The following is a 19,415-nucleotide window of genomic DNA, read 5'->3' as shown; positions in this document are numbered from 1 at the left end:
TCATTTGGAGGGATCACTTTGCGAACCATTACAATATTTGCGGACAGCACCTGCGATCTGCCTGCAGCATGGATCAAAGAGTACGGGATCGGCATCGTTCCGCTATATGTTACGTTTGAGGACGAAATGTACAAGGACGGGCTTGACCTGACAACCCCGGAGCTTTATAGCAAGGTAGCGAAGACCGGGCGCTTGCCGAAGACGGCGGCTCCATCCCCAGCCGATTTTATCCAGGCTTTCACTCCTGTGATTCAGGAGAACCAGCAAATTTTATACATAAGCCTGTCGTCCGAATTATCTTCCACTTACCAGAACGCCTTGATCGCCGCTGCAGAGTTCGCAGAGGGGCAGGTCACCGTATTCGACTCCCGCAACCTGTCCACCGGTATCGGCCTTCTGGTCATGAAGGCGGTTAATGCCGCAGCCGAAGGGCGCAGCATGGCTGAAATTGTAGATCTGCTCGAGAAGACAAGACCCCTGGTAGAAACGGAATTCGTCATCGACTCGCTGGACTACTTATATAAAGGCGGGCGGTGCTCCGGCATGCAGAACCTTGTAGGGAGCCTGCTCAAAATCCGGCCGGTCATCAAGGTCATCGACGGGAAGATGACTCCCGCTTCGAAGATCCGCGGCAGCCGGGAGAAAGTGCTGGAACAGCTGCTGAACAACGCGCTGGCAAAAGTCGAAGACATGGATAACGACATTATCTTCATTACCCATTCTTTGGCTGAGGACGACGCCGTGCACCTGCAGCAAATATTGAAGTCGAAGACAAAGTCGCGGGAAGTCGCTATTTCGGATGCGGGCTGCGTCATTTCCAGCCACTGCGGAGCCAAGACGATTGGTATTTTATATACGAAATCGGCACACTAACCAGAAGCAAACAAGCCGGCGGATCGAATGATCCGCCGGCTTGTTCCTTTATTCCTATCGTCAGGGTTACATTCTACCGAGCCTTCGGCTCCATTCCTGGAGCAGCCGGGCAACCTCCTGGCCGCAAAGCGGCTTCTGCAAGAGATTCGCCATACCGCTAGCCAGACAACGCTCGTACTGCTGCTCGATGGCTTCACTACTGCTCATGCCGATGATGACAGGCATTTGATCCACCGGCAGCCACTGCCTGATTAAGCGCGCTGCTTTGATCCCGTCCATCACCGGCATCTCAATGTCCATAAATATAAGATCATAAGCACTAGAGGATATGGCCTCGATGGCCTCGACGCCATTATGGGCCACATCAGGCGCATAGCCTAGCCTCTCAAGCATGTGGACGAAAATTTGGCAATTCACCGGGTGATCTTCTACCACGAGCAGCGAGAGAAGACCTTCCTGCTTAGCGGGAAAGTCCGGCTCCTCAAAGCCTGCTTCCCACGCTGCTGTGGAAGGTGCCGTATTGTTCCCGGCTGCTTCGGCGGCGATTTCCTGTCCCGCTCCATTCGGACAGAATTCTTGGCTGGAAGGCGGCCGCTTCTCCGGGCAGCCCGGCTGCTCCAAATGCGCGTCCAGCGCTCGCCCCTCGTATTCCCATTCTTCTTCCCGCTCTCCGCTGATAAGCGTAAACCGGAACGTCGAGCCATGCCCTTCCTTACTCTCCACTGTAATAGATCCACCCATCAGCTCGACCATTTTCTTGCAAATAGCCAATCCGAGCCCCGTTCCCCCATATTTTCGGTTAATGACGGGGTGAACCTGGGTGAACGACTGGAATAATTTATGCTGCTGATCCTCCGGTATGCCGATACCCGTATCGGTCACGCTGACTTCCAGCAGCACCGTAGACGGTGTCTGTGCCTCTTTCCTGACAATCCATATGGTAATTTCACCTTGCTCCGTAAACTTCAAAGCATTGCCGATCAAATTCACGAGGATTTGCCGCAGCCTTACGGGATCGCTCACGATATGCTCGGGCACATCTGAAGCGATATCATAGGCAAGCTGGATCCCCTTCTTATCCGCACTGGGCAAAAACAATTCTATGGCGCTCAGCACACAAGCGTTGAGGTCAAAGATCTCATATTCAAGCGCCATCTTTCCGGCTTCGATTTTGCTGAAATCAAGCACGTCGTCCAGAATCGCCAGTAATGCATGGCTGCTGCTGGAGATAATGTCCGCAAAATAACGCTGCTCCTCGTTAAGCTCCGTTTCCAGCAGAAGATCAGTCATGCCGATGACGCCGTTCATCGGAGTGCGGATTTCGTGGCTCATCGTGGCAAGAAACTCTGATTTCGCGAGCGCCGTACGCTCGGCCGACTCTTTAGCCCGCAAAATCTCCCTTTCCCCCGTAATATCTTGAAAAACAACGACAGATCCCACAATTTGCCCTCTTTCAATCATCGGATTTACCGTATACTCCACAAGGAAGCTTGAGCCGTCCCTTCTCCAGAGCACATCCTCTTTGACCGCTCGTGAAATGCCATCCTGCAGCGTCTGATAGATCGGGCACAGCTCCGCCGGATAGTCCGTGCCCTCGCTGGTCGTATGATGAATCAAGGAATGGTTGGGCTTTCCGATAAAATCCCGCTGTTCATATCCGAGCATAGTGGCTGCTGCTTTATTAATAAAAACCGTCCTGCCATTCTCATCAAGACCGTATATCCCTTCGGACACCGATCCCAAAATCAGCGAATGCAAGTAGCTGAGCTTCTCGATCTGTTCCACATAGCGCTTTCTTTCCGTAATGTCATTCGCTAAACCGTACACCCCAACAACGCGCTTATCGACCATGATCGGCACGTTCGTCACAGCGATCTCTATTGGGGTTCCGTCCTTATGAATGACTACCGTTTCATAGGTTTGCGGCTTTCCTTCCTTCGCCAGCTCGAAATGGTGAACGGTCTTGACCAGACCAGCCGGATCGATGAGATCGTGGAAGCACATCGTCGTCAGCTCTTCCCGGCAGTAGCCCGTCAGCAGCTCAAAATTGGAATTCAGCGTCAAATACCGGCCAAACAGGTCCATGGAGTACACGCTGGCCGGACTGTATTCAAATAGTGATTTATAGCGCTGCTGGCTTTCCAGCAGACGCCGCTCGCTTTCTTTGCGCTCCGTCACGTCGCGGGAAATGACGATCATCTCATCGATTTCGCCGGTGAGCTGGTCGTACCGGTACCTCCCCGTGCTTTCAAACCATATGTATCCCCCATCCTTGCAGCGTATCCGGTAGGTTACCGTATATACTTTGCGGGACTTCATCTGTGTCTTCAAGTATTCTTTCACCACTGGGACGTCCTCTGGATGGAAAAATTCATATACGCTGCGGCCTGCCATTTCCTCCGGCTCGTAGCCTAACAGGCTCACTGAGGACTGCGAAGCAAATAAATATACCGCCTCCTCGTCCGCCGTATGACGGGAAATCAAGTCCATGGAATATTCGGAAATGAGCCTGAACTGGCGTTCGCTCTCCCTAAGCGCCGCCTCGATCTTCTGCCGATCCGAAATATCCTGCACTATCCCGATAACCCTAGCAGGTGCTCCGCTCGAATCGTATTCTATCGTCGCTTGGGAGCGAATCACCTGAAGCTCATCCGATTCAAGCACGATACGGTACATGATTTCAAAGGGGATACCCTGTAATATATCGCCCATCGCTTTTTCAAAGACCTGAATATCCACGGGATGGATTCGTTTGCGGAGCGCCTCGTTCATTTCCGGCATGCTGTGAAATTTCTGCCGGAAGATTCTGTCGAATTCATTAGACGTGGAGAACCGGCCGGTAAGCATGTCCAAATCCCAAGAGCCCATTGCGGCCAGCCTTTGAGCCTGCGCCAAGGTCTCTTCGCTTTTGCGCAGCTTGTTTTCCGCCTCTTGCCGGGCCGTAACATCCCGCGCAATCGCAAGTGCATTCTTTGGAATGCCATGCTCATCGTAAATGATTCGTATTCTTGTTTCGATCCAAACTTCTCTGCCGTTCTTATGCTGAACCAAATCGATCATTACGGAACGGTCATTTTCCCATCTGCCTTCCTCTTCTGCTGATTTTCTTTCCCGCTGCACGATTAGATTCTGAAGATTCTTTCCAATCAGTTCATAAGGCTCATAGCCTAGCAAATTCCGGATCGCCGGTGAGATCGAGAGGCAATTCCCCTTTAGATCTGTAGAAGCAATGACGTCCTCCGCATAATTTGATACCAGCTCGTACAATTGCTGCGAATGCTCCAAACTCTCCTGTACAGCCTTGACTTCCGTAGTATCCTTGAAGATCGAATATATCCCGACCACTTCATCTTCATAAACGATGGGTATATAAGTGATGCAGGCATCACGAATATGCCCGTCCCTGTGCTTGTAGGTGGACTGAAAGTTCACGGATTTCCCTTCCAATGCCTGCCTTAGGCATTCGTCCTTCTTCTTTCCTGCTCGCTCGCAAAATAGCTGCCCCATCGGCAGCCGCAGAAATTGCTCGAGCGGATAGCCTGTAGTTCTTTCGGTTGCCGGGTTGGCATCCACGTAATTCCCTTCTACATCAATGACACAAATGGCATCCGGGTGATTGACATACAATGATTTGTACGTTCCCCCTTCTGAGAGTAATTGCCGAAGTAATCCATTTTTATCGTTGATCACAGTGAGGGCTCCTTTTCTCACATTTTGTCGATATATCAATTTTAACCCATTGTCCTAGAGGATGACTAGGGACCCAGAACCTATCCCGCTTACAAGCATAATCGAGCTGCCGGTTTATGCAAACTAAGCTTTCTCCCTCACATATCGTTCCACCTCCTGAATATACTTTAGTTACATCCACTCTCACTGTTTCCAACCATTTTTTTGGGAGGTGTCCATCATGTCACATGCACCGGGACCGCATTCATTCATCGTTTCCAAGGAAGACTGGTCGCTTCACCGCAAAGGCTACCAGGATCAGCAGCGCCATCAGGATAAAGTGCGGGAAGTCATCAGACAAAATCTCCCCGATCTAGTTACCGAGGAGAGCATAATCATGTCCGACGGTAAAGGGATCGTCAAAATCCCTCTCCGCAACTTGGAGGAATACCGGTTTATCCATAACTATCAGAAACATAAGCACGTTGGACAGGGTAACGGTGACAGCGAAGTAGGAGACATACTCGCCGAAGACAATCCGAAGGACGGCGGCAAAGGAGGCAAAGCAGGCGATAAAGCCGGGCAAGACGTCATTGAGGCTGAAATTAGTATCGAGGATTTGGAGGAGCTGCTGTTCGACGAACTTGAGCTGCCATTCATGGAGGTGAAGGACAAGGAGGAGCTGGAAAGTGTCGCCGTCCGCTTCAACGATATCCGTAAAAAAGGGCTCATGTCCAATATCGATAAAAAGCGCACCATTCTCGAAAACCTTAAACGCAACGCCACATCAGGCTCGCCTGGAATTCACGGCATTTCTCCGGACGATCTGCGCTACAAGACCTGGGAGGACGTTGTTGTACCCAGATCAAGTGCCGTTATCATTGCGATGATGGATACCTCGGGATCGATGGGGACGTTTGAGAAGTACTGCGCCCGCAGCTTTTTCTTCTGGATGACCCGTTTTCTCAGACGGCAGTATGAGAAGGTCGAAATCATTTTTCTAGCCCATCATACCGAAGCAAAGGAAGTTACCGAAGAAGAATTTTTCACCCGCGGCGAAAGCGGGGGGACCATTTGCTCATCCGTATACCAGAAAGCGCTGGATATTATCGACTCCCGTTATCCTACTTCAAGCTACAACATTTACCCCTTTCATTTCTCCGATGGCGACAACCTTACCTCGGACAATGACCGCTGCCTCAAACTCATTGGCGAATTGCTGAAGCGCTGCAATATGTTTGGTTACGGGGAGGTCAATCAATATAACCGTGGAAGTACCTTGATGTCCGCCTACCGCAACATTAAGCAGGAAAAGTTCATGTATTACGTGATCAAAGATAAGGGCGAGGTTTACAGCGCGTTGAAGCGGTTTTTCCATCGCCGGGAAGGAGGCGAAGCCAGTTGAGCGAAGATATGAAGCAGTTGGAGCATGCCATAGCCGAAATCATGGAGATCGCGGACGGATTCGGCCTCGACTACTATCCGATGCGCTACGAAATCTGCCCGGCGGACATTATTTACACCTTCGGCGCTTACGGCATGCCGACGCGGTTCAGCCACTGGAGCTTCGGCAAGATCTTCAACAAGATGAAAATGCAATACGACTTCGGCCTAAGCAAAATCTACGAGCTGGTCATCAACTCCAACCCTTGCTATGCCTTCCTGCTAGAGGGCAATTCCCTGATCCAGAACAAGCTGATCGTCGCTCACGTGCTGGCTCACTGCGATTTCTTCAAGAACAATATGCGTTTCTCGGCGACGAATCGGGATATGGTCGAGAGCATGTCGGCGACCGCCGAGCGGATCAGCAAGTACGAGCTCATACATGGCGCCGAGACGGTGGAATCGTTCATTGACGCCGTGCTCGCCATTCAGGAGCATGTCGACCCGCAGCTTATTCGCCCTTTCCGCTACGATAAACGGCAGCAGACGGAGGAGAAAATCCGAAGGGCTAAGAAGACTAGTCATCATCCAGAGCCTCAAGGCCCCTATGACGATCTCTGGGGCATTGGGGAAGGCGGCAAAGGGGATGCCGAGGGCAACCAGGGCAACTTTCCGCCGGAGCCAGAGAAGGACGTCATGTGGTTCATTCAGGAATACTCCGAATCGCTGGAGGACTGGCAGCGGGACATCTTGAGCATGCTCAGGGAAGAAATGCTGTACTTCTGGCCGCAAATGGAGACGAAAATCATGAACGAAGGCTGGGCCTCCTACTGGCATCAACGTATTTTGCGCGAGCTGAACCTGACGAGCGAGGAGACGGTGGAATACGCCAAGCTTAACGCCTCGGTCGTGCAGCCGTCGAGGCACAGTTTGAACCCCTATTATTTGGGCCTGAAAATATTCGAAGACATCGAACGGCGCTGGGACCATCCGACTGAAGAGGATCGGCGGCGCTTCGGCCGCGAGACCGGCAAAGGCCGCGAGAAAATTTTCGAGGTCCGTGAGCTGGATTCCGATACTTCATTCCTTCGCAGCTATCTGACCAAACAGCTCGTGCATGACCTCGACCTGTACATTTTTGAGAAGCAGGGACCGGAATGGAAAATTACCGACAAGTCCTGGGAGAACGTCCGGGACCAGCTGGTGGAATCCAGAATCAACGGGGGAGCGCCCTACATCGTCGTACAGGACGGCAACTTCAACCGGGCCGGAGAACTCGTGCTCAAGCATCAATATGAGGGCATCGAACTGGACCTGAAATACCTGGAACGGACGCTGCCGTACGTCCAGCGGCTATGGGGGCGTACGGTGCATCTAGAGACTGTCGTCGAAGATAAGAAGGCGATATTCAGCTACGATGGCGAGAAGCACTACCGCAAGCTGATATAATGCAAATGACCCGTCCCTTACAAGGGACGGGTCGTTTCATGCTTCCAAGACTGGGAATTTAAACCTAAGCCTATTCCCTCTTCTGAAGCTGGGTTAAATCATCAGCCACCTTCTCGATCATTTGCACGAACATGGAGAGCTCTCCGGAGTTCATCGCCTGCTGTTTGGCGCTGACCGCCATCCCCTCTGATTCCTGCTGGATGTGATCAAGCTTGCTCTTAATGCCTTCCACCAGGCTTTGAATGTGCAGCAGCGTCTGCTTTGAGCTTTGAGCCAGTTTGCGGACCTCCCCGGCCACGACTTCGAATCCCCGGCCGTTCTCCCCGGCATGCGCAGCTTCGATCGCAGCATTAAGCCCCAGCAGATGGGTACGGTCCGATATTTCGCGGATTGAGGAGCTCATTTCATCGATTTGTCCGATTTCTTGATGAAGCTGCTCAACCAACCCATGCGCCGTCTCTTGCGAAGCTGCCGTAGCCTCAGCTGCCGATGCGATGATTCGCGAGTTTTCGCTAAGCTCAGCGATCATTCCCGTAAGCTCCTGCGTAACCTCCGTTACCGCCTTAAGCAAGTTGTCTTTCTCGGCTGCGACCACTTCCAGCTTGTTCTTCTCTTGCTTCTCATATGCTTCCAGCACGAGCTGGGAATCCAGATTGAACATTTTGGACAAAGCGTGCGTCACGGCTGTCCAGCGCTCTCCTGCAAGCGGCTTCAACATTTCAATGGCCAAATCGAGATAAACCATATAGCTTCCCAAATAATACTCGGTAGACAGGCCAATGTGGGAATGGATCTGCCCGATGCGGATGCGCTGCTCAATAAATGGCTCCGTCAATATTCCTTCAGCAAGGGACAGCCAATATTGACGCTGCGTTTGCTTTAACCGCTCAATCGTGCTGTGGCGATTAATCAGGTCTAGCAATCCCGGATCCCGCTGCAAATGCTCGTAGAAGCGATTCACGATCTCATCGACTACCTTTTCAAAGATAGGCCTGTAGTCTTTCAATAAACCGAGATCACTTTCGGTTATGCCGATGAATGCAACCTGTTTAGCTCTTGCTGGAGAAAGATCAATCATGTTAAAATATACTCCTTCTAGTAAATGTTTTTTATTTGTGACATTTCTAACAGCGACTTTTTTACTAGTATACCCCTCTACTCCCTGATAATGAAAGATCAATATTAAATAATTTAACAATTAAATTCCCAGCACAAAAAAACTCTGCTAGAATTGAGCCTCCAATGAAAAAACCGCAACCCGCCCTGAGACGAGTTACGGTAGTTAAATTCATATACAAGCTAATATCTGATTTAGCGATTCAGCAGGCTGCCCACGTACCGCAGCAGTTCATTCGCGCAAACCGGGCAATAGCCGTGCTCGTCGATCAGCCGTTTGCTGACTTCGTTGATGCGCTTGAGCTGGTTTTCGTCTGGAGTTTTCGTGGACGTCGTAATTTTAACGATATCCTTCAGGTCAACGAAAAGCTTTTTCTCAATCGCTTCCCGCAGCCGGTCGTGGTGATTGTATTGGAATTTGCGCCCTTTTCGCGAATAGGCTGAAATCCGGATCAGAATTTCCTCGCGAAACGCTTTTTTTGCATTCTCAGAGACGCCGATCTGCTCCTCGATGGAACGCATCAGCCGCTCGTCGGGATCTAGCTCCTCATCAGTCAGCGGGTCGCGGATTTTGCTCCAGTTGCAGAATGCCTCAATGTTGTCGAGATAGTTTTCGAACAGTGTTTTTGCCGACTCCTCAAACGAGTATACGAATGCTTTTTGCACTTCCTTCTTGGCCAGCTCGTCAAATTCCCTGCGGGCGATACTGATGAAATTTAGGTAACGCTCGCGCTCTTCCTTCGTAATCGAGGCATGCTGATCGAGTCCGTCCTTAATCGCACGAAGAATATCAAGTGCCCCCATGCAGTGTAAGTCCTGCTTAATTAGCGCGCTGGAAATGCGATTGATAACGTACCGCGGATCGACGCCGGACATGCCCTCCTCCAAATATTCGTTCTGCAGCTCCTTCAGATCAGCATCTTTATAGCCTTCGACTTCTTCCCCATCGTACAAGCGCATCTTCTTCACAAGATCAACACCCTGCTTCTTCGTTTCCTTAAGCCGGGTCAATACCGAGAATATGGCTGCCGAGCGCAGCGCATGGGGAGCAATATGCACATGTCTCATATCGCTCTGGCCGATGAGCTTCGCGTAAATCTTCTCCTCCTGCGACACTTTTAGATTGTAAGGGATCGGCATGACGATCATCCTCGACTGCAGCGCTTCATTTTTCTTGTTGGCGATAAACGACTTGTATTCTGATTCGTTAGTGTGGGCAATGATCATTTCGTCGGCGCTAATTAACGCAAACCGTCCAGCCTTGAAGTTCCCTTCCTGCGTGAGGGACAACAAATTCCAGAGAAACTTCTCGTCGCACTTCAGCATCTCCTGAAACTCCATGATGCCGCGATTGGCTTTGTTCAGCTCTCCGTCGAAGCGATAGGCGCGCGGATCGGATTCGGAGCCGTATTCCGTAATAGTGGAAAAATCAATGCTTCCCGTCAGGTCAGCGATGTCCTGCGATTTCGGATCAGAGGGGCTGAAGGTGCCGATACCGATCCGCCCATCTTCCGTAAGCAGTACCCTCTCTACGGCGACCCGCTCGATATCTCCCCCATACTCCGTCTTCAGCTTCATCTGGCAGACAGGGCATAAATTGCCTTCGATCCGGACGTTCAACGCCTGCTCCACCTCGGGACGCAGCTCATGCGGAACAAGATGCAGCGGATCCTCATGCATGGGGCAGCCCGATATAGCGTATACTGCGCCATTGTCCGTTCGGGAGAATTTCTCCAGCCCTCTTTTTAACAGGGTCACCAGCGTGGATTTCCCCCCGCTTACCGGTCCCATCAGCAGCAAAATCCGCTTGCGGACGTCAAGACGCCGAGCCGCCGAATGAAAATACTCCTCCACCAGCTTTTCGATCGCTTGATCCAAACCAAAGATCTCCTGCTCAAAAAATTTATACCGCTTTCGCCCGTTCACTTCCTCAATCCCGTATGATTCAATCATTTCATATACCCGGGCATGAGCGGTCATCGCAGGCGCTGGATCATTGGCTAACAGCTCGATATAATCCTTAAAAGTGCCGCTCCATGCCAGTGAATCGCTTTCCGCACGGTAAGCTGCAATACGTTTGAAAATATCCATGTTCGGTACCTCCTGTACTTCCGCTTGGGGCAAAGCGCATCCCCGGTCGGTGATCCTTGCTGAACTGACTGGAGCCTCCATGTTAATTCAAATGTCTATCTCGACGCGTTTACTCCGTGGACAGACCGCGTTCAACTGCTTTTGCTTGCGTAATGTAGCAGATCAGACTGGAGATGTATCCATCTATTTTTTAGAAAAAGCGTATTACATACCTATGCGGCTCGAAGGAAGAAGTTGACCATTTTCAGCGCTAAAAAATATTCTTATCGGAAAAATAGGAATTGTTGAAGTACGCGCCGGGCTTCCTTCCATAGTAAATGCTGGGTTATGATATAATTTAATCCTAGCACCCAGCACCATCTACAGAAAGGAAGATCGGATCATGGCCGTTCAGCATGAGACCGAATTGTACGCTCCGCTTAAGGCCTTTTTTGAGGCGCGGGGTTACGTTATTCGCAGCGAGGTTCGCCACTGCGACCTCGTCGGCATCCATCCGGACCAGGAAGAGCCGCTAATCGTGGAATTGAAAAAGACGTTCAATCTTTCGCTGCTGCTTCAAGGTCTGGAGAGGCAAAAGCTTAGCAGCGAGGTGTATCTGGCGGTAGAGCGCAATCGCCCTAAAAAGGGAGCGCATAATCAGAGATGGAATGAGATCACCCTCCTGTGCCGCAAGCTTGGGCTCGGCCTGATCACAGTGACTCGCTATAAGACAAAAAGTCCATTTATCGAGGTGTTATGTTCGCCTGGAGATAAAGTAATTGTCCCCGCCCCAAAAGTCGTCAAGACACGTGCAGCACGCCTGCTGCACGAGTTCCATGAACGAAGCGGGGACTATAATGTCGGCGGCAGCCATGGGACGAAGCTGGTTACAGCTTACCGTGAACGGGCCCTGCGGGTTGCAAGTACGTTGCAAGCCGGCGGTATCATGGCCCCACGCGAAGTTCGCGATAGCAGCGGCGTCGTCAAGGCAGCGCATATTTTGCAGCACAACTACTACGGATGGTTTGACCGGGTAGCACGGGGGCGCTACGCTTTGACGCCAGCGGGCGTAAAGGCGCTGCAGGAGTACGCCGCTGTCATCGAGGGCATGCCTGCCGCGGTGGTAGCGACGGCCGAGGCCTTGGAGCCGGCAGACGATTAAGCGGTGCCGCAGCGTGTCAGGTGCAGCCAGGCATGGGCTTGGCATCAGCGTCGCATGGGCTCGACATGAGCCGCGCATCGGCTTGGCGTGAGCATGGCTTGTGCTCGACTGAGCGTTGTATGGACTTTAAGCTGCTTTAGCTGCCCGTTTGCCTGACTTAACGGCATTTACCCCGTGTGTTTACTCCTACCCGTGCTAATGCTAATGCTCATGCTCATGCTCATGCTAATGCTAATGCTAATGCTAATGCTCATGTTCGTGTTCATGCCCATGCCTATGCGCTTGCGGGTCAGAGCCTTGCATGTGCTGCAGCCCAACATGGCTAGCGGCGGTCGGCGTCACATGACAGTGACGAAGGGTTAGGTATTATGGCTTATGGCCCTATATTTTAGAGTTGAAGAAAATAAGAGGCTTAAAGGCGAATGATACAAAACTGCAGGAAAATTCCTGCTGAAAGCTGAAAATCAAGCTAATTGCTGCAAAAGTGCATGATTTTCCGGTATTCGAACCTTTTTATTAGGTGTTTTTAGAATAATGCTGTACAATTGCATCATTTTAGGACAGGTACGCCAATGGCAAGATAAAATACTGCAGATTTGCAGGAATCCCCGGAACTAATCCCTAAGCGCCCCGAAGCTTCGCCTGCGCTCAGCCCAGTCCGCGCGCCGTGAACTCCGCGATCGCCTCCGCGATCCGCGTCATGCCCCGGCGCAGCCGCGCTGCGCTGTGCGCCGCGTACGTGAGCCGGATGGCATCCCCATCCGGCATCGCCTCTGCCCCGGCGGCGTAACAGCGCGCGCCGGGCATGAACGCGGCGCCCTTCGGCAGCGCCGCGCGGAGCAGCGCTTCGGAGCATAGGCCCGGCGGCAGGCGCAGCCAGAGGAAGAGCCCGCCCTGCGGCTCTTCAAAGCTGGCGCCATGCCACGCGGGCTGCTCCCGAAGCTGCTCCAGCATGGCCGCACGGCGGGCGGCATACTCCGCCGCCAGCCGCGCGGCATGCTCCGGCCAAGAGAAGGCCGGAGCGCTGAGCAGCGCATAGAGACGCTGCTCATAAGCCGCTTTCTCCAGAGCGGGAGACTTCAAGCCTCTCCGCATCGCGGAACGGACATGGGTCAATGCTTGGGTCGAGCGCTCACTGCCCCGGATCCAGGCAACAGGCAAAGACGGAAACGCCGTAGCCTGGAAAGAGCCGATGCCCACCACCTCAGCGCTGGAGTAAAGCGAAGACTCCTCCTGCCAAAGCCGATACAGCGTATGCGGCTCAGCAACACACACTGCTTGCTTCCCTCTCCCTCCATCTGTCACCGCCTTGCTGACAAACGGAATTGCTCCCGCACAATCATCTTCGACCACCAGTAAAGAATGCCGAGCTGTCAAACGCAACAGTTCCCTCTGCCTTTGCACGCTCCATACCCGGCCCGAAGGATTGGAGTACCGGGGCGCGGCATAAATAAGCGACGGCCGCTCTTTCCCAATTTCGCGCTCCAGTGCTTCTATGATCATCCCTTCCTTATCGCACGGCACGAGAATCGCCTGACCACCCTGCTGGCGGATCGCTTCCAGCATCTCCGGAGACGCCGGCGTCTCCAGCAGCACCGTGCCGCCTATGTTCAGGCGCCAGCGCAGAATGATGTCCATCGCTTCGGCGCTGCCGCCAGCTAGCAACAGCTGCCCTGGATCAGTCCGGCAGCCCTCTTCTTCCGCATAGGCGGCCGACAGCCATTCCCGCAGCAGTTGGCAGCCTTGGGGGTCGCCTCCATTTTCAGTACCGGGAAGCTCCTGCTTCATCCTTGCCCTTCGCAACACCGCATCCAGCTCCACTACGCCTTCCCCTCCGTCGCCTCCGCAAAGCGCGAGGGATATCATCTCCGCCCCGTCGCTCCATCTGCCGAATTGCTGTCCATAAGGCAATAGCTGCTTTCTTTGCCCCAAATCCAACCAGCGTTCCAATGTATCCGCCTCCATGAATTGTCGTTTCAGTTATTGTACAGGAGGACAAATTTTCCATTCAACAGGAAGCAAATACAGCAATCTATCGTTTTTTGCCATTAAAAAGTGCTCGTGATAGAATGTAATCTTGAACTAATAAGTTGAGGTGATGAATTTGTCTTATTCTACGGAGCCTATGACCACTTCCGAACCACTCCGCAGCAGGAGAACGCGAAGGCCTTCCGTAAAAATCGTACTGCTTATTTGGATTTTGCTCATTGGCGCGGGTGTCGCCACCGCTTATATGTACAGCAATCATTTGAAGCAATCGATGCTAGAACAGCTCGATGCCCGCATACAGGCCCAGACGGAGATTATAAAAGCCGATTATACGACCCAACTGGCGGATTTATCTGAGCAAGTAGAACAGTTGAACAGCAAAGTGGAAACATTCAATGAACTACTAACGTTCACCAAGGACAACGCAAGCGATAAGACCGATAACAGCAATAAATTGTATTCTCAGCTGAATGATGTGAAGAACCAGCTGGCCAAGCTGCAGAAACAGATGGAATTGTTGAAATAATGGCCGATATCAAAGGAATAAATCGGTTCTTTCTGCTTGCGACTGCCCCCCTGTTCGGTCTGCTTATCGCGCTGCTCTTGAGCGGGCCCAAGATCACCTGGACGACCGAGCCGGAATTGGTTACCACCGATCCCCAGCAATTGGATCGGACTTTTGATTCCATTTCGTCTGGTCTCCAGGAAGCCGAGGAGACGGCCAAATTTACCATCTCTTCCATTCGCGAGACGGCTGAACTCTATCACAAAACGACAAATACTCTGACAACGATCGTGCAAACGGCCCAAAATACAGCAGCAAAACCGGAGATCATATATAACAAGCGAATTACCGCGAAGCTCGGCAGCCCGAAGGGGACCATCAAGAGCGACCGGATCATCCTTGAGCTCTACAAAGTGAACCCCGGCAGCTATAAAGGATTTGCGATGAAGGTGAAGCTGAAGTCCCCGGAAGCCATGAAAATGACGCTTGGCGGTGACAAGCTTGGCGGCTCGGAAACGACAAAGCAAGCCGTTTCGCGATACGGGGCCGCTGCAGGAATCAATGCCGGCGGCTTCGCTGATTCCAAGGGCAAACGCTACCCTCTAAGCACGACCATGCTTAACGGGAAATATTTGACCGGGTTCGAGCCCTCCTATAAGGATTTGTTCTTCGTGGGAATGGATAAGAACGGCAAGCTGATTGGCGGCAAGTTCCAGGACAAGGCGCAATTGGACAAGCTTGAACCCTCCTTTGGAGCATCTTTTGTGCCAATTCTGCTGAAAGACGGACAAAAAACGACAATACCTTTGAAATGGCAAACCACACCGTTGCGGGCACCGCGAACCGTTATAGGAAACTATAAGGACGACCAGTTGATTATTCTAGTGATCGACGGTTACAACGAGAACGGCAACTCCGGGGCAACGCTGAAGGAATTGCAGGACAAGCTTTATAACATGGGGGTTATAAACGCATATAATCTGGACGGCGGGGGATCCTCTTCGCTCGTATGGAATGGCAAAGTGATCAATAATCCTTCCGACGGCCAGCTTCGTCCCGTGCCTACCCATTTCCTGTTCTTTAAATAAAGGGCCATTTAAGCCATGATCTATGAAATATATCACATAGGCATTTATTTTTTGGGCAGAGGCGGGTATAATAAAAGGCAGTTAAATGTGGAGGTGTCACCTTTGTTTTCATTTTCGCTGACATTTTGGATCGTGACTTTGGTGTTTGCTCTGTATCTTTGCGGTATTTTGACCTCGTCGTATAATAACGATAAAACAAAAGGTTTATAAGCAAGACTTTAAATAAGCTTCCCGCAAGGGAAGCTTATTTAAATGAAAGAACAAGAAATAGACATCTGCACAAGCAGACGCCTATATTCCTTAGCTTATGTGGCTTATGTGAGGCGGTTCATCTCAGTAAGACATTGATTGCAAATGCAGCGTTCCTTAAAGTCGCTGACGCTCTCCATAGAGCCGCAGAACACGCATTTCGGGCGATAACGCTCCAAAATAATATGGTCGCCCTGCACTAAAATTTCGACAGGATCCCCCTCATTCATTTGATACCTCTTACGCAGCGATTTTGGCAAGACGATTCTTCCCAACTGATCCACTTTACGGACCACACCAGCAGGTTTCATATTTACTTACACCTCTCCTAAAAATGGTATGTACATTGTTGAACGAAAATACTACTTCCCTCTGAAATACTACTTCCCTCTCTAAGTATTTCGCTCTTTTCCCCCGGATTCCTGCTTTAATTCGACATATTTTAATATTTTTGCAGGATTTCCTCCTACAACAGCACCAGGAGGAACGTCTTTAGTAACAACGGCCCCTGCTGCTATGACTACATTGTCCCCGATCGTCACTCCCGGGACGATGACCGCCCGGCCTCCGATCCATACATTGTTGCCGATGGTTACCGGTTTGCCATATTCCAACCCGGAATTTCGCTCCTGAGGATCAAGCGGATGGGTAGCTGTGTAAATATGAACGCCGGGAGCCATAAAGCAGTAATCTCCGATTCTCACTTCGCATATATCTAGAATGACGCAATCGAAATTTGCATAAAATTGGCGGCCCACATGGATATTGTAGCCGTAATCGCAGCGAAAGGTCGGCTCGATATAAGCGTTTTCCTCAGCCGATCCGAGCAGCTCTCCAAGCAATTCTGCTCTGCGGGACAGCTCGTCCTCATGCGTCTCATTAAATAAACGGGTTAATTTTCTGGCCCGCAGTCTGTCTGCTACCAGCTGCGGGTTCGAGGCATCATACAATTCCCCGGCTACCATCTTCTCTCGCTCTGTTCTTGGCATAGTCCATTCCCCTCTTCATTCTTGATGTCGAATTTGTCTTATTGCATTCCCGGAAAATCCAACTGCCGTAGAGCTTCAAACACAATGATGGCCGCAGAATTAGATAAATTCAAGGAACGCACCTTATCGGTCATCGGCATCCGGATCAGCTCATCGGGGTGGGCCTGCAAAATTTCGTCCGAAAGGCCCTTGGTTTCTTTGCCGAATACGAAGAAATCGCCGTCCTGGTATTCGAAATCAGTATATCGCTTCTCCGCCTTGGTCGTTGCGAAGAAGAAACGGCTGCCGCTGTATTTCTCTTCGACCTCCTGAAAAGAATCGTGGTATTCGATATGCACTGCATACCAGTAATCAAGCCCGGCACGCTTTAATGTGGCATCGTCCGTGCGGAAACCGAGCGGGCGGACCAGATGCAAATGAATGCCCGTTGCCGCGCAGGTTCGCGCAATATTTCCCGTATTCGCTGGTATTTCCGGTTCAACAAGTACAATATGCAAAGTCATGACTTCAGATTCCTCACTAGTTCCAGTTTTGAATTTCTTTCACTTATCTATTATAACAATGAATTCGGTTTTCCAAAACAAAAAGCCTCCCGCCATGAGCATGGCGAAAGGCTTCCTCTATGTCCAGCTGGGAAGCCCGTTATGCCGATCCTCCCGGGCCCCTTTACGTAAAACGCATCTAAATGCCTTTCGGCTGCTTATCCGTTCGACTTCTGGAACTCTGCCATAAACTCAACCAACGCCTTGATGTTGTCATAAGGCACGGCATTGTAGATCGAGGCGCGCAGCCCGCCTACGCTGCGGTGTCCCTTCAAGCCGATGAAGCCTTCCTTCTCGGATTCCTTCGCGAATTGCTTCTCCAGCTCCTCCGAAGCCAGACGGAAGGTGACGTTCATCAGCGAGCGGCTGGCAGTGTCGGCACATCCGCGGTAGAATCCGCCGCTGTTGTCGATCGCGTTGTACAGAAGCGCCGCTTTCTCTTGATTCTTCTTCTCGATGCCTTCAAGCGAGCCTTGCTCTTCAATCCATTTCAACACCTGGTTTACCATGTAGATCGAGAAAGAAGGCGGTGTGTTATATAGGGAGTTGTTGCCTGCATGCGTGTCGTAGCGCAGCATCGTCGGCAGGTGCTTAGGTGAATCTTGAAGCAGCTCCTCGCGGGCGATGACTACGGTTACGCCGGACGGCCCCAAATTCTTCTGCGCACCAGCATATACCATGCCGAATTGCGTAAGATCGAATGGACGGGACAGAATGTCACTGGACATATCTGCGATCAGCGGAATGCTGCCTGTATCTGGGAAGCTCTTGAACTGGGTTCCTTCAATCGTCTCATTAGAAGTAACATGCAGATAGGCGGCATTGTCCGGCAAATTCAGATTGCTCAAATCCGGCAGGCTCATGAACTTGCTCTCTTTGGAAGAAGCAGCCTCGAACACTTCACCAGTCAGTTTCGCTTCTTTAATCGCCTTGCTCGCCCAGCTTCCCGTCATGACGTAGCCGGCCGTCTTGCCCTCCGTAAGGAAGTTCATCGGAATCATCGAGAACTGCGTCGAAGCTCCACCTTGCAGGAACAGCACCTTGTACCCCTCTGGATTTCCGAGCAGCTTCAAGAGGCGGCTTGCCGCTTCGTTGTGAGTTTCCTCATAAACCGCTCCGCGGTGCGACATTTCCATGATCGACATGCCCGTGCCGCGATAATCGACAAATTCCGCTTGAGCCCGTTCCAGTACTTCCAACGGAAGCGCTGCAGGTCCCGCGTTAAAATTATAAGCTCTCTTACTCATTTCTCCCCCGTCCTCTCTTAACACTTGTTTATAGGCTTTCGAAAGTTTTGATAAGGTTTATCATAGCAACTATTCTTTTTTCCAGCAAGCTGATATTTCATTGGATTTTGATAGTTTGCAGAATTGACATATTAACGCTTTATCCTAGCAAAGATTTTATCACGGCTCACGGTAAAATTCATATACCCTTGACCAATTCTTACTCTCTCCGGGGGCAAGCTCGATATTGATGAACATTTCCGGGGATACGACATGTCCCATGCCCCATACCGCTGCGGAAGAGACTCGGAAAGAGCTGATTTCCCGAACTCCTACCCCGCTAGGAAGATGCTTTAATTCCCACAGCCATGAAGACGAACAGTCTTGAAACCCATTTACATGAAAATAAAAAGGCTTGTCTGGCTCGCCCTCCCAGGTGACTGCTCCTCCATCAATCCTTAACCCATCCATCGTTCCAGGCTCGTCACTCCATGCTTCAATCGCAAAGGGGAATTGCAATTTGTAATCAGGCCCGATCGGCTGCCCGTCAATGCCCAAGAAATTATGGTTGTATTCCTCCGTGCGGATTTCGCGCGTGCCCATATTACTTAATTGATATTCGATCAGCAGCCGGTTCCGCTCAATGGAAATGGATTTTTCAAGCCGCGCAGCGTATCCGCTGCAATTTTCGGGATGAACCGTAAATACGATGTTCTGCGGGCTCTTCATTTCTGCTTCGATCCGATAGGGCTGATGCGGGTAATTCCGATAAAATTGATAAGACGCAGCATCTGTCCGTGTAAGTAAACCTACGCCGAGCTTTGGAAACTGTCCCCCAACCGGCGTATCCTCATAACCGATGGCTTCCTTTAATGAAAACTCGTTGCACAGTCCAGATCCGCCCGTTCCCTCACCGCTCTGAAGGCTCTCTGGTACGCAAAAGGTATGATTCCCTTCCCTCAGAGTGATGCCCGTAATGAAGCCGCTCCAGTCAAAGCGCGTACCCTTATAATCACCTATAGCCGCTATGTCTACGATTAAATGCTCATTGCTTAGTTGAAATCCCATACTTGTCCCCTCTAATATTCAAGCGATCTATCGCTCT

At 51.2% G+C, this 19,415-nt stretch carries 15 protein-coding genes; 6 read left to right on the top strand and 9 right to left on the bottom strand.

Annotated elements, in window-relative coordinates; genetic code table 11:
- Positions 1-18 precede the first annotated feature (18 nt).
- A complete protein-coding gene (locus tag ACYUJT_RS02130) occupies positions 19-873 on the top strand; it encodes a DegV family protein (protein WP_460318478.1) in 855 nt (284 codons plus the stop codon).
- A gap of 66 nt (positions 874-939) precedes the next feature.
- Here the strand turns inward: ACYUJT_RS02130 and ACYUJT_RS02125 are convergent, their stop codons facing one another.
- The gene (locus ACYUJT_RS02125; protein ID WP_460318477.1) at positions 940-4,563 is read right to left on the bottom strand and encodes a PAS domain S-box protein; all 3,624 of its coding nucleotides are present in this window, start codon (positions 4,561-4,563) and stop codon (positions 940-942) included.
- Between the two features lie 220 nt (positions 4,564-4,783).
- Here ACYUJT_RS02125 and yhbH point away from each other — a divergent pair, with 220 nt between their 5' ends.
- Both yhbH and ACYUJT_RS02115 read left to right on the top strand, forming a co-directional pair.
- Positions 4,784-5,947 (top strand): sporulation protein YhbH, encoded by a 1,164-nt coding sequence (gene yhbH, locus ACYUJT_RS02120; protein ID WP_460318476.1) that lies wholly within the window; start codon positions 4,784-4,786, stop codon positions 5,945-5,947.
- Entirely contained in the window at positions 5,944-7,374 is a 1,431-nt protein-coding gene (locus ACYUJT_RS02115; protein ID WP_460318475.1) for a SpoVR family protein, read from the top strand. The genes yhbH and ACYUJT_RS02115 overlap by 4 nt, the downstream gene beginning before the upstream one ends.
- 70 nt (positions 7,375-7,444) lie before the next feature.
- On the opposite strand, the gene ACYUJT_RS02110 is transcribed toward ACYUJT_RS02115, so the two are convergent.
- Positions 7,445-8,452 (bottom strand): protoglobin domain-containing protein, encoded by a 1,008-nt coding sequence (locus ACYUJT_RS02110; RefSeq protein WP_460318474.1) that lies wholly within the window; start codon positions 8,450-8,452, stop codon positions 7,445-7,447.
- 233 nt (positions 8,453-8,685) lie between these two features.
- Positions 8,686-10,581, bottom strand: a complete 1,896-nt coding sequence (locus tag ACYUJT_RS02105; RefSeq protein ID WP_460318472.1) for a PrkA family serine protein kinase — start codon at positions 10,579-10,581, stop codon at positions 8,686-8,688.
- A 382-nt stretch (positions 10,582-10,963) separates the two neighbouring features.
- Here ACYUJT_RS02105 and ACYUJT_RS02100 point away from each other — a divergent pair, with 382 nt between their 5' ends.
- The gene (locus ACYUJT_RS02100; protein ID WP_460318471.1) at positions 10,964-11,722 is read left to right on the top strand and encodes a DUF2161 domain-containing phosphodiesterase; all 759 of its coding nucleotides are present in this window, start codon (positions 10,964-10,966) and stop codon (positions 11,720-11,722) included.
- 648 nt (positions 11,723-12,370) lie between these two features.
- Here the strand turns inward: ACYUJT_RS02100 and ACYUJT_RS02095 are convergent.
- Positions 12,371-13,672 (bottom strand): aminotransferase class I/II-fold pyridoxal phosphate-dependent enzyme, encoded by a 1,302-nt coding sequence (locus ACYUJT_RS02095; RefSeq protein WP_460318470.1) that lies wholly within the window; start codon positions 13,670-13,672, stop codon positions 12,371-12,373.
- A gap of 175 nt (positions 13,673-13,847) precedes the next feature.
- Here ACYUJT_RS02095 and ACYUJT_RS02090 point away from each other — a divergent pair, with 175 nt between their 5' ends.
- Both ACYUJT_RS02090 and ACYUJT_RS02085 read left to right on the top strand, forming a co-directional pair.
- Positions 13,848-14,237, top strand: a complete 390-nt coding sequence (locus ACYUJT_RS02090; RefSeq protein WP_460318469.1) for a hypothetical protein — start codon at positions 13,848-13,850, stop codon at positions 14,235-14,237.
- On the top strand, positions 14,234-15,304 hold the full coding sequence (locus ACYUJT_RS02085) for a phosphodiester glycosidase family protein (protein WP_460319731.1): 1,071 nt from the start codon (positions 14,234-14,236) through the stop codon (positions 15,302-15,304). The genes ACYUJT_RS02090 and ACYUJT_RS02085 overlap by 4 nt, the downstream gene beginning before the upstream one ends.
- Positions 15,305-15,618: 314 nt before the next feature.
- Here the strand turns inward: ACYUJT_RS02085 and ACYUJT_RS02080 are convergent, their stop codons facing one another.
- From ACYUJT_RS02080 to ACYUJT_RS02060, 5 genes are all read right to left on the bottom strand, one after another.
- Entirely contained in the window at positions 15,619-15,864 is a 246-nt protein-coding gene (locus tag ACYUJT_RS02080; protein WP_460318467.1) for an AbrB/MazE/SpoVT family DNA-binding domain-containing protein, read from the bottom strand.
- An 81-nt stretch (positions 15,865-15,945) separates the two neighbouring features.
- A complete protein-coding gene (locus ACYUJT_RS02075; RefSeq protein WP_460318466.1) occupies positions 15,946-16,542 on the bottom strand; it encodes a maltose acetyltransferase domain-containing protein in 597 nt (198 codons plus the stop codon).
- Positions 16,543-16,580: 38 nt separating this feature from the next.
- Positions 16,581-17,045: a tRNA (uridine(34)/cytosine(34)/5-carboxymethylaminomethyluridine(34)-2'-O)-methyltransferase TrmL gene (gene trmL, locus ACYUJT_RS02070; protein WP_460318464.1), complete on the bottom strand. Its 465-nt coding sequence runs from the start codon at positions 17,043-17,045 to the stop codon at positions 16,581-16,583.
- A 197-nt stretch (positions 17,046-17,242) separates the two neighbouring features.
- The gene (serC, locus tag ACYUJT_RS02065) at positions 17,243-18,331 is read right to left on the bottom strand and encodes a 3-phosphoserine/phosphohydroxythreonine transaminase (RefSeq protein ID WP_460318463.1); all 1,089 of its coding nucleotides are present in this window, start codon (positions 18,329-18,331) and stop codon (positions 17,243-17,245) included.
- A gap of 159 nt (positions 18,332-18,490) precedes the next feature.
- Positions 18,491-19,378: a hypothetical protein gene (locus ACYUJT_RS02060; RefSeq protein ID WP_460318461.1), complete on the bottom strand. Its 888-nt coding sequence runs from the start codon at positions 19,376-19,378 to the stop codon at positions 18,491-18,493.
- Positions 19,379-19,415: the final 37 nt, after the last annotated feature.

The sequence above is a fragment of the Paenibacillus sp. YSY-4.3 genome (genome assembly GCF_054767475.1).
Note: the sequence above shows the minus strand (reverse complement) of the source record. Positions and strands in the feature narration are given on the sequence as shown.